Genomic DNA, 16197 nt, shown 5'->3' with positions numbered 1-16197 from the left:
ATAGGAATCAGAAAAGGCCCCATGAAGTAACAAACGGTGTGCCCGCCCCGCAACACGCCGAGCGGACACACTTTTTGCTACTTAACCCTGAAAAACGGTGATTTGACCCCCGAATAACGAAGACCCCTACCAGCGTTTACACCGGTAGGGGTCTCTTCTTAGTGGCGGGGGCTGGATTCGAACCAACGACCTCTGGGTTATGAGCCCAGCGAGCTACCGAGCTGCTCCACCCCGCGTCAACTGTCCTGGCTTTTACAAGCACTCACAGCGGGTGCTGACCTCTCCGGCCAACGAGATGTAACTGTAGCACGGACCTTCCAACAAAGACCAATCCCCAGGTCATAGCCAGTTTCGCTACAACCTGGGGACTCTGCGAACCATAAGACCCTATGATTCTCGGCTAATCTCCCGTTGCAAGCCTTACTCTCTGTAAACCTTACTGCCCGTTGGCCTTCTGGTAGTCAGCGGCAGCGCGGTCGAGCTCGGCAAGTGCCTGGCCCTGCGCCGCGTAGTCACCGTTCTTCTGAGCGTCGTTAAGCTTTTGCAGTGCGTCGGAGATACGGCGAGCGGCGTCGTCACGCGCGGCGACATCAACCTTGCGCTCTTCCTTCGGTGCCTCGTCGTCGGACTCAGCGTCGGCGGCATCCTTGTCCTTATCCGCCGACTGCTCCTCAGTCTCTTCCTCACCGCGGACCTTGGTCGCGGCGGAAGCATCGATACCGACCTGACTCAGAGCCTCAGTGACCGTGGCGCCGTAGCCCACCTGACCGCGGTAAGCGACGAGAATACGCAGCAGCTTCGGGAATGCGGTCTCCTGGCCCTTGCGCTGGGTGTAGACCGGTTCGACGTAGAGAATCTCGCCATCGCCGACCGGCAGCGTCAGCAGGTTACCGTTGGTGACCACGTTCGTGCCCTCGAGCAGAGTACGGTCCTGGGCGACCTCATCTGCGGACATCATCGTGTCCTGCGCCTGCCGTGGACCCATAGTCTGGGTGTTGGTCGGCAGGGCACGGATGGTGATCTGACCGTACGTCTCCGGATCGGAGGAAGCGCTCATCTGGGCGGCGAGGAACTCGCGCTCCAGACCGCGGAAGGCGGAAATCAGCTGGAAGCTCGGCTTTCCGGTCTTCGGATCGGAAGCGACAACGTAGTACGGCGGCTGGGAGAGGTTCTGCTCTTCCGGCGCGGTCGGATCGGACGGGACGGACCAGAAGGAGTCATTGGCGAAGAACACGCCCGGATCGCTGACGTGGTACTTAGCCATCAGCTCACGCTGAACCTTAAACAAGTCCTCCGGGTAGCGCAGGTGCTGCTGCAGCTCCTCGGAAATCTCCGATTTTGGCTTCACCACATCCGGGAAGACACCCTCCCAGGCCTTGAGCACCGGATCCTTCTCATCGAACTCGTAGAGCTCAACAGTGCCATCGTAGGCATCGACGGTCGCTTTGACCGAGTTGCGGATGTAGCTGACCTCACTGTTCGGCAGCGGGCGTGGAGTGCCATCCGGGTTAATGGAGTCCTGCGTGGTTTCCTGGAGGCTCATGCGCTGGGAGTACGGCATCTTGGCCAGCGTGGTGTAGCCGTCGACAATCCACTTCATACGGCCATCGACTACAGCCGGGTAGGTCTTGGTGTCAGTAGTCAGCCACGGGGCGACCTTCTGAACACGGTCACGCGGATCGCGGTTGTAGATGATCTTGGAGTCCGGCCCAATGCGGTCGGACAGCAGGATGTTCAGCTCCTGGTAACGGGTGGCAAAAATCATGCGGCTGGCAAGTCCGCCAACGCCAACACCGCCCTCACCGTCGTAGGTGAAGTTACGGCCGTCGGCATCGTACTCATAGTCCTTGCCGTCACCGTTACCGCCAACAATCGCATAGTCGGCATCGCTGTTGGCGATAACCGGGCCGTAGTAGATACGCGGCTGCTTCAGGTCCAGGTTCATGCCGTTCGGGTCCTCGGACTCGAACAGGTCAGCCACGGTATACAGCGGGTAACCGCCGCGGGCGGAACCGGACTCGGAAGCAACCTCGTCGACCTTATTAGCCGGCGCAGCAACGAAACCATTGCCGTGGGTATAGACCGTGTGACGGTTAATCCAGTCAGTCTGGTTACCCTGCAGCGTCTGCGGGTTCAGTTCACGAGCAGCGACGATGAAGTCACGGGACGCGCCATCGATCTGGTAGCGGTCAATGGCAAGCGGATCGGAGAAACCATAGAAGTTCTTCAGCTGACGCTGCTGCGTGAAGGTACGTGGCAGCACTTCCGGATCCAGGATTCGGATATTGGCCAGAGTAGCGGCATCGCGGGAAATCGAGTCCGCACCTTCCTTCGCGGCTTCCTTATCGCCTTCCTTTTCAGCCGGAACGCCCCAGTCGCGCTCGACCTTCACCTTGTCGTCGGTAAGCCCGTAGTGGTAGCGCGTCGATTCAATATTGCGCGCAATGTATTCGCGTTCCTTGGAAGCGCGGTTCGGGTTCACCGAGAACTGCTCAACTGCCATCGGCCAGGCCACGCCAATCAGACCGGCGGAAACCAACATCAGCACGGTGGCAAACGCCGGAATAGAAAGATTGCGCAGGAAAATGGCCGCGAAGAATGCAGCGGCCACGACGATTGCGATGACCAGCAGCGTAATCTTCGCCGGCAGCAGCGCATTGATATCGGTGTAGGAACCACCGGTGAAGGTCTTCTGCTTGTTATTCAGCAGCTCATAGCGGTCCAGCCAGTAAGACACAGCCTTGAGCAGCATGAAAACACCGGCCCAGCACGCCAACTGCGCACGAGCCGCATTGGAAACGCGGGTCTTCTCCCCTGTAGTCGGGTTACCTGGGCGGATGCCACCAAGGAAGTAATGCGTCACCAGCGACAGCAGGAACGCAATAACTACCAGGACAACCAGCGTCGAAACGATGTACGACCACAGCGGCAACTGGAATGCGTAGAAGCCCAAGTCCTTGCCATACTGCGGGTCAGTCTCACCGAAGGACTGCCGGTTTAAGAACAGCTGCACCGTCTGCCAATTACCCTGCCCCACAAGGCCACCGAGTACGCCGAATACAACGGGCAGCGTGGTGAACATCGACTTCGAACCGGATTCAGCCATCCGTCGGTACACTGCCTGCGGGCTGCGTGGATCCGTCAGTCCGAGGTCGACGGGCCGCGAGCGCCACGCCAGCCACATAGATAGAAATGTCAGTGCGCCCGTTATCAGGCCTACAGTGATAAACAGGACGATACGAGTGAGCCACGTGGTGGCGAATACCCCTCGATAGCCCACTTCACCGAACCACTGAAAGTCCGTATAAAAATTGACGGCGATTGGAATAACAAAGGTCAGCGCGGCAATCACCAACACGGTAATTGCCAGCCACCCCGGGCGGCCACCCGCCGATCGTCTCGGTCGAGTCTGGTTTAGAGACAACGTCTCTCCTGTTCGAGTTGAGCTTGACTTGCCAGCGAGCTGGTAAGTCGGTCGTACGCTTATCTGTCATCTACTCTAAATAAAGTTCCTAACATTTGACTAAGGATGCTGTTAATACAGCGTTGCCAGGAAAGGGGCGTCGTCAAGCGTCATGAGCGAAAACAACGGCACTCAGACTCATCTCAGCCAGCAGGCACTCAATCGCGCCGTGCGCGAAGCTGTCGAATACGTCCACGCCGAAGGTTGGGACCGCGCTCCGAGCCTCTTCGCCCTCGTCCCCACCGCCGCGCTTGCTGACGTGCTTGCCGACGAGCTGATTGACAGCGCCCCATTGACTGTCGTTGCGCAGGAACCTCTCCCCGAGGGAATTGAAGGTGGTAGCCCTGAGTTGGCGGACTTTATCGCTCGGACATCCTGGCCGGCAGGTGTCGTCGGTGCCGTGTTAGCGCAGGAAATTATGGTCATCGCCCCGGAGCAGGCAGACAGCTTTGAGGGCGCGCCCCTGGACGAGGTGCGGGCACAGGCGGATGGTGAGGCGGCTCGTCAGGCACGTCTTTTCAGTGGCGTTATCAGTGAAGGTCCACACCTAACGCTGATTCAGCCTCGCCCCACAGAGGCGGAACTGGATGAGCGTGGACCCTTTGCTGAAGATGAGATTGAGCTAAAAGATGGTTCTGGGGTAGCCGATGGTGTCATCGCTGCGTTGTATTCCACGTTCGGAAGCGCCTCATAAATCCACCTACCAGCGATAAGAGACAAAAAGAGGTATTGAAAGCGCCGAATATACATATAACTAGCTGATTCCGGTTGACATCGGACTTAGAACCTAGTTGTATAACAAAGTGATAAAGGCGCGTCTCTAAGTATCCGCTCAGGGTTCTGTCGGACTTGGTTCTGTCGGACTTGGTTCTTCCAGGGACGGTCTGTGGCGAAGAAATCGCGAGTGTAGCGCGAGTTTTTCCTTCTATAGGTTTTCAACTAAGAGGTTTTTAATTATGAAGAACAACGTTGTTCGCCGTGCAGCAGCCTCGGCAGCTGCAGCTTCTGCGCTGGCAGCCTCCCTCCTGACCGGTGGTGTTGCCAACGCTCTTCCTACTGGTAACTACGTTGCCTTCGGCGATTCCTTCGCTGCTAACCCGGGTCAGTCCGATCCAGCCGTACCGGGCCGTGGTGGCTGCCCGATTTCGGTCTCGAACATCGGCTCTCACGTTGCTCGTGAGACTGGTCTTGAACTGCACGACTACTCCTGCAACGGCACTACCGCTTTCATGCCGACTCAGCCGCAGAAGTCCCTGATGGGCCAGGTTGACAACGCCATCGCTCAGGGCTCCCTCGGCCCGGCTACCCAGCTAGTAACCATCTACGTTGGCGCCAATGACGCGATGCAGGGCGCTGTGCTGCCAATGCCGGTTCAGGATGACCTGTACACCACCAACGTTGTGGCCGCTGTGGAGAAGATCAAGGCCGCTAACCCAACTGCTCGCGTCATGCTGATTGGTTACCCGGCTTTCACCTCTAATGACCCGACTCACTACGCTTGCCCGGTTAACGCCGCAGGTTTTGCACCGCACATTCCGGCTGCCGGTATGCACCACTTTGAGATGGCTCTGCAGAACCGCCAGATGCGTGCTGCCGCTGAATCCGGTATCGGTTTCGTCAACATGAAGGAGGTCACCAACATCGACGTCGCAATGTGCGGTCCGGACGGTGAGCGTCAGGTCTCCGCAATTCTGGATACCGATGTTGCTTCCTACAACATGACCAACCACCCGACCTTCCACGGTTCGGCAGTTGCTGGCACCACTATCGCCAACGTCTACAAGAGCACCTTCTAAGGTCTTTCGACGTCGCTCAGACGTCTTCAAGTACAACGAAAAATCCCCGGTCGTAATGACCGGGGATTTCCATTTGTGGAGCTGCCGAGGTTCCACTACAAAACCACTCCGCCCCAGGTAGTTGACCTAATCAGATACCAAACCATTCGCGCGTGCCAGATTTGTGCCACATTTTCCAAAAACAGCCGCCGAACCAACTAGAAAGGATCAACACAATTATGTCCAGCTACACCGCCCACGCACTCCGAGAACTGCAGGTACTCACCGCAAGTATCGTCTGCCCAGAACTCCCACTAACCGAGGAACTCAACGAGGGCGCGCCGCTCACCATTGAGCATGTGAACACCCTCACCGACACACTTAGCCGTATCGCAGGCCGCGATGTGGCTAAGGACATACAGACCGCCCTTGAATCAGCCCGTGACGCTTACCAAGCCGCGTCGGGCGATACCAACAGCAACTAGAGAATTAAGTGACCGGCCCGGCCATGCTAAGTGTAAGAATCACCAGGTTTTTACATAATCGCAGGTTGGGCCGGTGCTGTAGAACACCCTGTAAGCGATTAAGGGGTGTTAGGGTACGTGCTGCCGTCGTTCAACGCCTTAGAATGCGTTTGTGAACAGGGGTTTTAGGTCGGGTTTCCGACTTAAGGCCCTTACGCGCACGGAAGCTATGGGGTCAATTTGACCCCTTTGACGAAGGTCAGAGTAAGCCCCACACGCGCACGGAATCTTACACCGGCGTAAAATTCAACGAGACAAAAAGCGCCCTACCGCCAGCAACAGGGGGGGGGAATGCGCTGCCAGCAGTAGGGCTATCGCCACAGTCTCACAGTCAACAGGGGCACCGACAGAATAACCCGGCATGCGGATTACCGCGCGCCAAAACGCCTAGCACCCGCCACCTACATAATTAGCGCTACAAAACAAAAGGAGAGAGAGACAAGCCAGCACCAGGAGCCGAGAGAGTCGCGGGCGAGCCACCGCCCTAAGATTTCCCGGGGCCTGCACGGTCAAGATGACCGCACACCGGGTGCAGACTGCAGCACACCCCGGCTTATCCGGTGCCGACTACCCTGCCCGGCGCTGCTCCATCATCTCTTTGACTGCCATTACATCGGCAGTTCGGTAGGTCCACTTTTTGCCGTTCCAGAATCCTTGTAGTTTTCCAGCGCGCCGCCAATTGCGAACCGAGGTAGCAGACACATCACACCAGGTTGCGACCTCTAACGTGCTGCCTGCCGGTGGGTGCTTTTCGGGTGGATTGATAGCGTTCTGCAGGGTATCGGCATACAGCTCCACTTCATCGAGCCATGAGACCCCGTTACTGCCCGAGCGCAGGGACCACCACGGGGCCGAGGTAACCCATTGCTGTGCTGCTAGTTGGTTGCTGTGGCCTGCTAGCCACCAAGCAAGTGCTTCACCGCTGCGATCGCGTGGAACACCTGTGAGACTGTCAGCGCGCGCCTGCAGCACGCCGCACTTAAGTAGGTCCTGCAGCTCTATCGACAACTGCAGCCAAGACAGATTGCACGGTGGTGTTGACCGTGGATTACGCCGCCTGATTTCCCCGAACCTAGCGACACGACCATGACCGCCGATAAGGTCATTAAGGTTTTCTGCCAGGCGCGCAATAGTGGTTAGTGCTGTGGTGAGTCTGGTTTCTATAGCCTGTTGTTCAGGTGTGTTTGCGGTGTGAACCATCATGTTTTCATACTAGTTCACTTCGCAAACATTTTCTCGCGGTGTCGAACGTCTCACACTGCTATCTGCTGCTACGCACTAGAGAAAGTGCGGAAACAGCCAAACCCGTACATAACCAGCGCAGCAATGCCAACCGGCCGGCACGACGGGCTGGGGAGGGGGTCACCCCCTGGGCCTGGATCCCCACGGTCAGGCGCACCCCTAGCGCCATTGCCTACCGGGGGCCTTGCGTCCTGGGGCCGGGGGTTATCCCCCTGGGGCATACAACTCCAGACCTGTAGCCAGCCCTCACGCCTACACCGACGGGGGCCGGGGCTACGACCATAACGGGGATAGCCCCCAGGGGCCTTTAACCACAGGGCCGCCCGGCGCGCCGGGCATGTGATGTAACACACAAAAACACGTTTAAACACAATCTAAACACGTAAAACCCCCTCTAACCAGCAGGTACACAAAAAACACGTTTTTTTAACAATTGTCGTAAAAACAATGGCTATTACTCCATACATGCCCGATATATTTTCTGGGAGTAAGTAGGCGAAAAAACGTGTTTTTTGTGTACCCCCTGGTCACGCCTGTTTTTGACGTGTTCCAGCCGTGTTCCAGTCGTGTGGCGAACGTGTTTCCGCCCCGTTGGTAGCCCCCTGCCCTCTCCACACGCCCGACACCAGCGGGGCCGACGGGCCCCAACCGTTACGGCTATCGTAAGGGCCGCCCGGCGCGTTGGGGCGTCTCCGTCGGCTGCTCTAGCTCTGCAGCCCCTCTAGTCTCAAATCATCGGCTGTTTTCGTCAGCTGCACACCGTGATACCAGCGGGTACCAGTCTCCCCGGCTGGTGGTTTATCGCGGTACGCCACGGTTGGCGCCACAGACTTTAGCTCACTGCGCAGAACTGTAAGGTTGGACGCTTTCAACCCGTTATTGGCGCACCACGTCCGATACGCGGCGCCGAGATCCGTTTGTCGCACGTAGTCGCCATGGTCGCCGGTGACTGTGCAGCAATCTTTAACAAACCCCGCCACGGGGCTGCCGAGTTCTCTCATGGTGTCTTGCACCTCGGCGGTGGCGTCGGGTTCTGTGAACCTGCCTTGCTTGCGTAAGTGGTCGTAGCCGTCTAGCGCCCAATTGAGAATCCCCGGTAATTCTGCCCGTAGCTGCCGCGGTAGGTTGGGGTCCTCCCTACCCAAGTGGCTTATAGGCATGTGTACGCAAACGAACCGGCCCGGTAGCGCCCCGGCGGCGTCAAAAATGCGGGGCGTTTCGTTACTAGACACCATCACACGGGCACCGAGCTTTACTGTCTGCACCTTAATGTGCTTGCGGTTAACACCTACGGGATCTTCACCCGTGATGTTCAGCAGGGTTTCCGCCGCATTTTGTGCTTCCTTGCTGGTCGTACGCGCGTCACCAACGATAACTAGCTTCTTACCTAGTAGTTCCTCCATGCCGAATTTCCCCGCCAGTTCGCCTAGTTTGGCGCTGGCGCAGTTGGCTTCACCGACCAGTGCTGATAGCGTCCCGGTAATCAGCCCTTTTCCCGCCCGGGTGGCGCCGGTTAGCAGCGCCGCTTTTTGCTGATTGGTATCACCAGAAAGGACGTAGCCGAACCATTGTTGTAGAAACTCCACAGCTTTCGGATCATCGGCGAAACTATCTGTGAGAAACTTCCGCCAGGTTGGGCATGTGGCGTGCGGGTCGTAGCTGTAGGCGGCGGCCGCCATGTTGAACACCCGCGGCGTTGGGTCGTAGGTGGCGCGGGTGTCCACATCGACTATTTTGTTCTGCAGGAACAGCAGCCGCGCCGGGCTGGGGTCACCGTTGCGGGGTGCTAGCCAACAGGGGGTGTCATTGCTGCTGGGGACATTAACGAGTGCTTTTAGCGCGTCGATTATCTCCCCAATATTTCTACGGTTGACGGGCCAGGGTTTTTTGTTGCCGTTTTTGTCGATGACTGCCGCCATCGCCAGGGTTTTCCTAAGGTCGGCGCGTACATCGTCTTCGTCCACTTGGCCCCAGTGGGTCCCGGCCCACCGGTACCAATTCTTTTGGTAGTAGGCGAGTGTGGTGTCACCGTTGTGTGTGTAGCGGTACCCGACTAGTTGGGCCGCTGGTTCTTCGGGTAGCCGGGGGCTGTGGAACACCGGCCAAACGTCCCGGCCTACCAGCTCACAAAACTTATCGTTAGTCACTGTCGCCGGTGTGAAGTCTGCTTCTGCCATTATGCGGCCCTCCCCTGCGTGTGTCGCACCCGCTGCGCGGCACTGTTTAGGGTTGCTTGTATTTCTCTTTCTCCCAGTCCTATGTCTCGGGCTGCGTCGAACAGTTCCGGCCCGAGCGCGTCTAGCCCGTTTTCAAACAGGCGGCACGCCGCCACAAACAGGGTGCGGTTACGCTCTCCGTTGGGGGCGCGCCGTACGTTCTCTATGACCTCCGGGGCGCGCTGTATCATCGCCGCCCGGCGCGCCGGGCTGGTGTAGCGGGGTGTTTCTATGGGTTTGTAGACGCGCGGCCACCAGTATTTTGGTAGTGGTGCTGGGGGCCAGTGGTTTCCTTGTAGTTGGTATGCCTGCCCGGTGGTGGGGTGGATACTTGGCGGCATGACTACGTGCCCGTTGCGGTGTGTTCGTAGATCTATGCCGTCCCCGGCGGTGCTGCGGGTGGGCCGGTCGAATGGCAGGAGGTACCAGGCGTGCCACCCGCCGGAGCCGGTGCGGGTTGTGAACGTGTGGTGTTCTGGTTGGTAGCCGTCGGGGACGGTTGCGGCCCATGTTGTGGCGCCGCCGTTGCCTGGGTCAACGTCCAGGATTATGCACCCGGCTGGTGGCCGTGCCCCGATGTTGGCGTTGGGGTGTTGGCTCCACCAGGCGCGGATTTGGTCGGGGTTGGTGGTTGCTTGGTGGAATCCCCCTTGCCCTCCGGCGGCGTGTATGGGCATTTTGTCCCGCGGTTTAAGTGGCAGGACTGCCAGGCCTCGCCGGGCGTAGTCTATAGCGTGTTCTTGCAGGGTGCGGGTAGTGTTAGTGGCGCCTGCGCCTGCCGGTGGCTGCCCCGCCCCGGTGGGTTTTTCTTTGTTGGTCATCGTCTAGTCCTCCGCGCGCCATAGTGCTTCGTTGGCGTCGGTTAGGTCATCGGTGAACCGTCGTAGTGGGGCAATGATTCCGTGGTAGTCGTAGCCCTCTGCGATGTTTCGCAGTACTTCTAAGTGCTCGGCGGTGGTGTCGATGATTAGCTGCAGTTGGTCTATCAGGTGGGCGTTCGGTGAATCGAACTCTGTGCAGTCATCTACAGATAGTTTGTAGATGTCTAGATCTATGCGGCTGTAGGTTAGTGCAAGTTCCCGGTAGTCCATTGTTAGGCCACCACCTTGCGGGTGGCGCGGGACTCCAAAAGCGTGTCCAGCTCGAGCATGTCCACACGTAGGGTGCGGGGTGTTGGGTAGTAGCCGGTGAGTTCCCCGGCGTTAATCATGCGCCGGATTGTTTTCTCACTGATTGCCCAGCGCTCTGCTGCTTCTTTGACGCTGCCCATGTGTCGGGGCTTTAGGCCGCGGCGTGCGGCGGTTGTGTTAGTGACAGACGGTGTTTTACGCACCATGGTTAAACCCTCCTATAGGGTCTAGCCCGGGTGCTCATTTATCGGGGTCTGCCATAGCGACGGCGAGCGCAATAGTTGCAACCGCCAGGGTAGCACAGGCCCACCCCGGGGGTGGCTAGTCCCATTTGTGCGCTAGGTATTCCGTATCCTCTGCCAAGTCGGAAAGTGCCACCGCCACCGGATTAAACATGATGGTTTTCTTCTCCGGGCTCCCCTCCCGCACGCGCTGAACGCCGAGGAGAAAATCAGCGTCGGTTAAATGCCCCTCAAGGTGTTTACAGCTAACCCGCGTGTCATTATCTGGGGCGTCATAATCCCCCAGTACCCGCGAGCAGTGCGCCCCAACCCGGTAATCGGACCCGGCTAACCGCCCGGCGCGGCCGACGTCGTAACTTAGCCGAAGGGTGTCCAGGAGGGCGCCAATCTCCCCGGCTGAAACTTCAGGGGGCAGCCCCTCCGGGCCGCGGTGGGCGTCAGTTTCCCAGGGGTCTACATAGAGCACTGTTTTCCGCACGGCCCATAGCCGACCCCCAACTTGGAAGCCCGCCCCCAGTAAGCACCCACGCGCCGGGCACCGAAACACCACCGCCGCCCGCTTTAGCGCCACCCCAGGAGCCGACAAAACCAACTGTTCTAACTGCCGCTGCTTTTCAAAGTCCATACCGCTCACTTCTCCCCTTTTTACCCCTGCTCTTTCGGCTGCGCTGCTGTAACCGACGCGTCCACAATGCCCATAAGCTCCGTTGTCCGCTCGGCGCGAACCTGCATGTAAATGCCCATAATCACACTCAAATCATCATCTCCAAGGATCCGGCCAATCTCTTTTACATGCGCACCCTCTTCCGCAAGACGGGTCACCAGCCAGCGCCTACCCGAGTGCGGTTTAATCCGCTCCGACACGCCCGCACGCTTTACAGCCCGCTCCAACACGGCCCTATAAGACGTGTCAAAAACAATTTCACCCTTGATTGTGGTGGTGAGTAATCGCGCCGGGCGTGTACCTCCCCCGAGGTCGGCTGCCTGGTTGAGTTCCACCGGGTCCGGTGCCACGTGCTTCGCCATGTGTTCCCACAGCAGCGGCACCATGGACGGCATAAAAGGCACCTGCCTGTTCCCCGCCTGGCTCTTAGTTTTTTGTAGCAGCATGAATGTGGGGCCCTCGTCTGGGGTAATGCGCTGCGCGTTCTGCTTCACCCGAATTGAGTACCGAGGGGCATACGGCACCGGCACATCACAAATAACATCGTCTACTTCCAGGGCGATTGCTTCACCGATACGCAAACCATGGAACAGGCACAGGACAGTTAGCAGCTTGTACGACGGCCGCATTTCGTCTACGACGGCGTGTAACTCTTCCGTGGTCGGCAGGTACGGTAATTCTCGTGTGCTGCGCCGCTTAGCCGCCGCGATCTCCACCGGGTTACGGTCTATCAGTTCCCGCCGTACTGCTTCGTCGCACGCTGCCTTAAGCCGCACATAGGCTTTTTGGTTTGTCTCTGGTGTGTCATAAGCGCGGGTGATAGCGTCCCACCACCCGTAAATGTCAGCTTTGCTTAATTCCACAAGGGGAATGTCGGCAAGCCGGGTAATGTCCGGGTCCGCGTCACCAGGGGGCAGCGGTGCGGTAATGCGGTTGCGGACGGTACGCCGATAAGTCTGCAGCGTAGACGCGCGGACCGTAAGCCCATCGTGATACTGATCTAGCCATGCTTCCACGGTGAGGGCGTGGCGCTGCTGCGCTAGCTGTTCTTCCGCCGCGCGCTGCTCCGGGTGCGTCCACTCATTGAAACTAATCAGTTTCTCTTCTTCGTTCAGCCAGCCTTGCGCCAGGCTCCTAGTTTTGAAAGTGTCTGGGGCTTTACAGTCTTGCCCCCGGTAGGTGTAGCGCGCCTGGAATCTTCCAGACTTGAGTTTTCGAATACTGCCGAATGCCATTGTTTCCGCCTGTAGTGGTCATGCTGCGCGTGCCAGATTTGTGCCAGATATGCCAGATTTGTGCCAGATTCCAGTGTATCCGAGTCCACTACAGGGCATTAATCGTGTAGACTAAAAACAGTCACTACCAGGCCGGATACAACAAAACCCCCGGTCATCACCGACCAGGGGAATTGCTGTTTGTGGAGCTGCCGAGAATTGAACTCGGGTCCACCGCCAACTCGCCAGGGCTTCTCCGTGCGCAGTTCGCACAATCGCCTCTACTCGACCCTTCGGCTCAGGCAAACATGTCCGAATGACGGGCCCAGCCGCAAGTAAGAAGATCCCCGATGAGCCTTACGGCACACCCATCGGGCGAGCCCTTTTAAGTCGATGCCAGGGTCCGGACCAAAGGGCAAGCCCGGTCTGACAGACACGCTAGTCGCTTAATTAGGCAGCGAGAGCGTAGTCGCGCTGAGTGTTCTCGGCGCTTAATCAGTTGCTACGACGCTTAACGGTGGTCTCTAGCCTGCACCGGCACGCTTCCCCTGGCTCACTGTACGGTGTCGAAACCATGTCAGCCCCATACAATGCCTTCGAGCACGGGAAAGTGCGTAGCACTCAAAGGATGTTCAAGGATAACGCTTTACGACGAGGAAAGTCAACAGACCTCGTCATACAGCCAGCAGCCCCCCCCCACATGTCAACTTAGAGTTGACAACGATGTCAACTAATGGTTGACTGCAGTCATGGATCCATTGACGACAATCCGTCACCGACTGCAAGCAACGAACATTGCCGAACAAGAACTTGAAGATGCCGTGGTGCAGGCTCGCGCAGCGGGCCATTCATGGGCAGAGATTGGAAATGTACTCAATATCTCCCGGCAAGCGGCATTCAAACGGTTCGGAAGTGTCCAAAACCCCGTTTCAGGAGAATTGATGACTGCCACAAAAACTACACATATCGCCGAACTCGGCGAAAAATTCCTTCGCCACATCATCAACGGTGAAGAAGCAGAAACCGTAAGCATGATCTCCCCAAAGCTCCGGAAGGATCTCCCCTGGTCCACTATCTACTCTGTCTGGGAAGATGTTCTCACCGAGACTGGGGCGTTCGAATCTTTCGACGACACCCAAGTCACCAGCCTCGGGGGAACCAGGACTAAGGAACCGACCTCGCAGAAACTCCTGTCGAAGATTCTCGGCACAAGTCTCGTCATCACCACCCTCAAACATGAGGCTGGCGAATGGATGGCTCGAGTTGCCTTTGACCGTCACGAAAACGTCATTGGCCTACTCATCCTCCCAGTCGATGCGACTGAGTTCCCCTTCTAAAAAGGGTTTCTTCTAATGAAGACCTCTTTTACCCCTTGATGCCCTTCACACGACGGCCCAGCGCACGAGTAGCTTCGCGCTCCTCCGTGCGGCGCTTGATGTCCTGGCGCTTGTCATAATCCTGCTTACCGCGGGCGAGTGCGAGCTCGACCTTCAAGCGGCCGTCGGTGAAATACAGCTTCAGGGGTACAAGCGTGTTGTTGCCATCGCGGACCTTGCCCCACAGGGTGTCAATCTCCTTGCGGTGCAACAACAGCTTGCGCGAGCGACGCGGTGAGTGATTAGTCCACGAACCGTAGGAGTACTCCGGGATATGCAGCCCGCGGAGCCACACTTCGCCGTCGTCGATGGTCGCGAAGGCGTCATTAAGCGATGCTTTGCCCTCGCGCAGCGCCTTGACCTCAGTGCCCACGAGAACGACACCGCATTCGTAGGTGTCCAGAATGTTGTAGTCATGGCGGGCACGACGATTGGTGGCCACCACCGCGTTGTTGGCGCTGACCTTTTCTTTCTTCGACTTCTTCTTGCCCATAACCTGATTAACTCTAGTCGAAGAAGGTGCACTACAGCTATTCCCTAGCTATTCCCTTAACTTTCCCTTATGCGCCTGCTCGCACCCGACATACATATGCCTCTGGCCTTTTACGTTGTGACGCAACTTACTTTCCCCTAACCTTTTACCAACGTCTAACACAGAGGGATTTATATATATGGGACAGTCAAAAACGTTGGAACCGGACAAAGCGCCACCGAAGCCAAAGGGGTTCCTAGCAACACTGGAACGTATCGGCAACGCACTGCCAAATCCATTTTGGCTATTCGTGATTCTTGCCGGTGTAGTCATCGTTTCTTCGTGGCTCGGTGAGGCTGCGGGTATGCAGGCCAAGGATCCCGCGTCGGGTGACATCATCGAGGTGGAAAGCCTTGCTACCGCAGAGTACCTGCAAAAGATGGTCTCTGAGGCGGTAACGAACTTCACGGACTTCGCACCAGTTGGCCTGATTCTGGTGTGCATGCTCGGTGTCGCAATTGCGGAGTACTCCGGTTACATCGGCTCGGCAATCCGCGCGGCAATTTCCAAGGTGCACTCCCCTGTCCTGCTGACATTCATTGTTGCACTGGCCGGCGTGACTGGTTCAATCGCTTCTGATGCCGTCTACGTGATTCTCATTCCGCTGGGTGCCGCCTCATTCGCCGCAGTTGGTCGTAACCCTATTGTCGGTGCGATGGTCGCCTTTGCCGCCTCGTCGGCCGGGTTCAATTCGTCACTGGTGCTCAACATCACCGATGTGCTGCTGGCAGGTATCTCCACGCATGCAGCGCACTTCGTGGATCCGGAATACGTAGTTTCACCGCTGGCCAACTACTTCTTCACTATGGCCTCGTCGATTGTGCTGGCTCTGATTATTACCGCCGTTACTGAACTGTTTATTACCAAGCACGTGGAGAAGACCGTCCACGACGACCACATTGACCACGATGCCGCGGAATTCACCAAACCGGGCGCTTCGGAGGAAGCTGCCGAGGAAAACGCCAAGAAGGAGGAGCGGAACACCGCATCTAGCAGCTCCAGCAATGGCCGCGACAAGCTAATCCTCAACGATGCCGAACGACGTGGCCTCCGCTACGGCAACATCGCCGCTGTCATCTTCCTGGCGCTTTGGTTCGCTGCCCTGTTCATCCCGGGTTCGCCTCTGCGCGGCGAAGGCGACGGCATCTTGAATTCCGTGCTGCTTACCGACGTCGTGGCGTCCATTGCCCTCTTCTTCGCCGTGGTCGGTATTGCGTACGGCATTGGCGCCAAGACCATCACCTCCTCTGCAGATGTGCCCGCCTTCATGGAACGTGGCCTGGGCACACTGACCACAATGATGGTGCTCTTCTTCGCTGTTTCGCAGTTCACGGCCTACTTCAAGTGGTCCAATATCGGCCAGTGGACCGCCATCAAGGGCTCCGAATTCCTGACCAAGGCGGATCTGCCGCCGCTGTTGCTCTTTGCTGCCTTCGTCCTGATGGTGGCTGTTCTCAACATGCTGATTACCTCGGGCTCTGCACAGTGGGCACTGATGGCGCCGGTCGTGGTGCCGATGCTGATGTACGTCAACGTCTCCCCGGAGGTCTCTCAGCAGCTATTCCGTATTGGTGACTCCCCGACCAACATCATTACACCGATGTCGCCGTACTTTGCGCTGGCACTGACCTTCCTGCAGAAGTACTACAAGCCGGCGGGTGTCGGCACGCTGATGTCACTGGCCATCCCTTACTCGCTGTGCATGCTGGTGGGCTGGTTCCTATTCTTTGTTGTGTGGTATCTCGCGGGTATTCCGCTGGGGCCAGGGGTTCCGGTGCGTTAACTCACAACTTCTGGGCAACTGAGGGATTGGTCGAAT

General features: G+C 57.7%; 14 protein-coding genes, 1 tRNA gene and 1 other RNA gene. 5 read left to right on the top strand and 11 right to left on the bottom strand.

Features of this window, described 5'->3' with window-relative positions:
- Positions 1–162 precede the first annotated feature (162 nt).
- A tRNA-Met gene (locus tag QP981_RS02680) sits at positions 163–236 on the bottom strand.
- A gap of 200 nt (positions 237–436) precedes the next feature.
- Entirely contained in the window at positions 437–3424 is a 2988-nt protein-coding gene (locus QP981_RS02675) for a UPF0182 family protein (protein WP_284857779.1), read from the bottom strand.
- A gap of 151 nt (positions 3425–3575) precedes the next feature.
- Between QP981_RS02675 and QP981_RS02670 the strand changes: the two genes are divergently transcribed.
- The 3 genes from QP981_RS02670 to QP981_RS02660 all read left to right on the top strand — a co-directional run bounded on the left by QP981_RS02670 (position 3576) and on the right by QP981_RS02660 (position 5723).
- A complete protein-coding gene (locus QP981_RS02670) occupies positions 3576–4157 on the top strand; it encodes a PPA1309 family protein (RefSeq protein WP_284857780.1) in 582 nt (193 codons plus the stop codon).
- 262 nt (positions 4158–4419) lie between these two features.
- On the top strand, positions 4420–5259 hold the full coding sequence (locus QP981_RS02665) for a GDSL-type esterase/lipase family protein (RefSeq protein WP_048733544.1): 840 nt from the start codon (positions 4420–4422) through the stop codon (positions 5257–5259).
- 218 nt (positions 5260–5477) lie between these two features.
- A complete protein-coding gene (locus QP981_RS02660) occupies positions 5478–5723 on the top strand; it encodes a hypothetical protein (RefSeq protein WP_284857781.1) in 246 nt (81 codons plus the stop codon).
- Between the two features lie 606 nt (positions 5724–6329).
- On the opposite strand, the gene QP981_RS02655 is transcribed toward QP981_RS02660, so the two are convergent.
- From QP981_RS02655 to ssrA, 8 genes are all read right to left on the bottom strand, one after another.
- Positions 6330–6965, bottom strand: a complete 636-nt coding sequence (locus QP981_RS02655; RefSeq protein WP_284857782.1) for a helix-turn-helix domain-containing protein — start codon at positions 6963–6965, stop codon at positions 6330–6332.
- 743 nt (positions 6966–7708) lie between these two features.
- On the bottom strand, positions 7709–9181 hold the full coding sequence (locus QP981_RS02650; RefSeq protein WP_284857783.1) for a DNA primase family protein: 1473 nt from the start codon (positions 9179–9181) through the stop codon (positions 7709–7711).
- Positions 9181–10041 (bottom strand): bifunctional DNA primase/polymerase, encoded by an 861-nt coding sequence (locus QP981_RS11235; protein WP_350309471.1) that lies wholly within the window; start codon positions 10039–10041, stop codon positions 9181–9183. Before QP981_RS11235 ends, QP981_RS02650 begins: the two co-directional genes overlap by 1 nt.
- A gap of 3 nt (positions 10042–10044) precedes the next feature.
- Positions 10045–10311 carry a hypothetical protein gene (locus QP981_RS02645; RefSeq protein ID WP_284857784.1) on the bottom strand — a complete coding sequence of 89 codons (267 nt, stop codon included), beginning with the start codon at positions 10309–10311 and terminating at the stop codon, positions 10045–10047.
- A 2-nt stretch (positions 10312–10313) separates the two neighbouring features.
- A complete protein-coding gene (locus QP981_RS02640) occupies positions 10314–10490 on the bottom strand; it encodes a helix-turn-helix domain-containing protein (RefSeq protein ID WP_284870000.1) in 177 nt (58 codons plus the stop codon).
- Positions 10491–10671: 181 nt separating this feature from the next.
- Positions 10672–11070, bottom strand: a complete 399-nt coding sequence (locus tag QP981_RS02635; RefSeq protein ID WP_284869999.1) for a hypothetical protein — start codon at positions 11068–11070, stop codon at positions 10672–10674.
- 167 nt (positions 11071–11237) lie between these two features.
- Positions 11238–12491 (bottom strand): tyrosine-type recombinase/integrase, encoded by a 1254-nt coding sequence (locus QP981_RS02630; RefSeq protein WP_284857786.1) that lies wholly within the window; start codon positions 12489–12491, stop codon positions 11238–11240.
- A 180-nt stretch (positions 12492–12671) separates the two neighbouring features.
- Positions 12672–13055, bottom strand: a transfer-messenger RNA (tmRNA) gene (gene ssrA, locus QP981_RS02625).
- A 356-nt stretch (positions 13056–13411) separates the two neighbouring features.
- Between ssrA and QP981_RS02620 the strand changes: the two genes are divergently transcribed.
- Entirely contained in the window at positions 13412–13807 is a 396-nt protein-coding gene (locus tag QP981_RS02620; RefSeq protein WP_016423247.1) for a DUF3887 domain-containing protein, read from the top strand.
- A 28-nt stretch (positions 13808–13835) separates the two neighbouring features.
- Here QP981_RS02620 and smpB read toward each other — a convergent pair whose 3' ends face one another.
- On the bottom strand, positions 13836–14339 hold the full coding sequence (gene smpB / locus QP981_RS02615) for an SsrA-binding protein SmpB (protein WP_038626299.1): 504 nt from the start codon (positions 14337–14339) through the stop codon (positions 13836–13838).
- Positions 14340–14517: 178 nt separating this feature from the next.
- Between smpB and QP981_RS02610 the strand changes: the two genes are divergently transcribed.
- On the top strand, positions 14518–16161 hold the full coding sequence (locus QP981_RS02610) for an AbgT family transporter (protein ID WP_284857787.1): 1644 nt from the start codon (positions 14518–14520) through the stop codon (positions 16159–16161).
- Positions 16162–16197: the final 36 nt, after the last annotated feature.

It is taken from the genome of Corynebacterium sp. MSK047, assembly GCF_030232285.1.
Taxonomy (GTDB): domain Bacteria; phylum Actinomycetota; class Actinomycetes; order Mycobacteriales; family Mycobacteriaceae; genus Corynebacterium; species Corynebacterium jeikeium_D.
The sequence above is the reverse complement of the archived record's forward strand: the minus strand, read 5'-3'. Positions and strand labels throughout refer to the sequence as shown.

Excerpts from the sequence above, each read along its gene's own strand:
- QP981_RS02670 (WP_284857780.1), top strand. The coding sequence starts at position 3,576 with ATGAGCGAAAACAACGGCACTCAGACTCATCTCAGCCAGCAGGCACTC.
- QP981_RS02665 (WP_048733544.1), top strand. The coding sequence starts at position 4,420 with ATGAAGAACAACGTTGTTCGCCGTGCAGCAGCCTCGGCAGCTGCAGCT.
- QP981_RS02660 (WP_284857781.1), top strand. The coding sequence starts at position 5,478 with ATGTCCAGCTACACCGCCCACGCACTCCGAGAACTGCAGGTACTCACC.
- QP981_RS02655 (WP_284857782.1), bottom strand. The coding sequence starts at position 6,965 with ATGATGGTTCACACCGCAAACACACCTGAACAACAGGCTATAGAAACC.
- QP981_RS02650 (WP_284857783.1), bottom strand. The coding sequence starts at position 9,181 with ATGGCAGAAGCAGACTTCACACCGGCGACAGTGACTAACGATAAGTTT.
- QP981_RS11235 (WP_350309471.1), bottom strand. The coding sequence starts at position 10,041 with ATGACCAACAAAGAAAAACCCACCGGGGCGGGGCAGCCACCGGCAGGC.
- QP981_RS02645 (WP_284857784.1), bottom strand. The coding sequence starts at position 10,311 with ATGGACTACCGGGAACTTGCACTAACCTACAGCCGCATAGATCTAGAC.
- QP981_RS02640 (WP_284870000.1), bottom strand. The coding sequence starts at position 10,490 with ATGGGCAGCGTCAAAGAAGCAGCAGAGCGCTGGGCAATCAGTGAGAAA.
- QP981_RS02630 (WP_284857786.1), bottom strand. The coding sequence starts at position 12,491 with ATGGCATTCGGCAGTATTCGAAAACTCAAGTCTGGAAGATTCCAGGCG.
- QP981_RS02620 (WP_016423247.1), top strand. The coding sequence starts at position 13,412 with ATGACTGCCACAAAAACTACACATATCGCCGAACTCGGCGAAAAATTC.
- smpB (WP_038626299.1), bottom strand. The coding sequence starts at position 14,339 with ATGGGCAAGAAGAAGTCGAAGAAAGAAAAGGTCAGCGCCAACAACGCG.
- QP981_RS02610 (WP_284857787.1), top strand. The coding sequence starts at position 14,518 with ATGGGACAGTCAAAAACGTTGGAACCGGACAAAGCGCCACCGAAGCCA.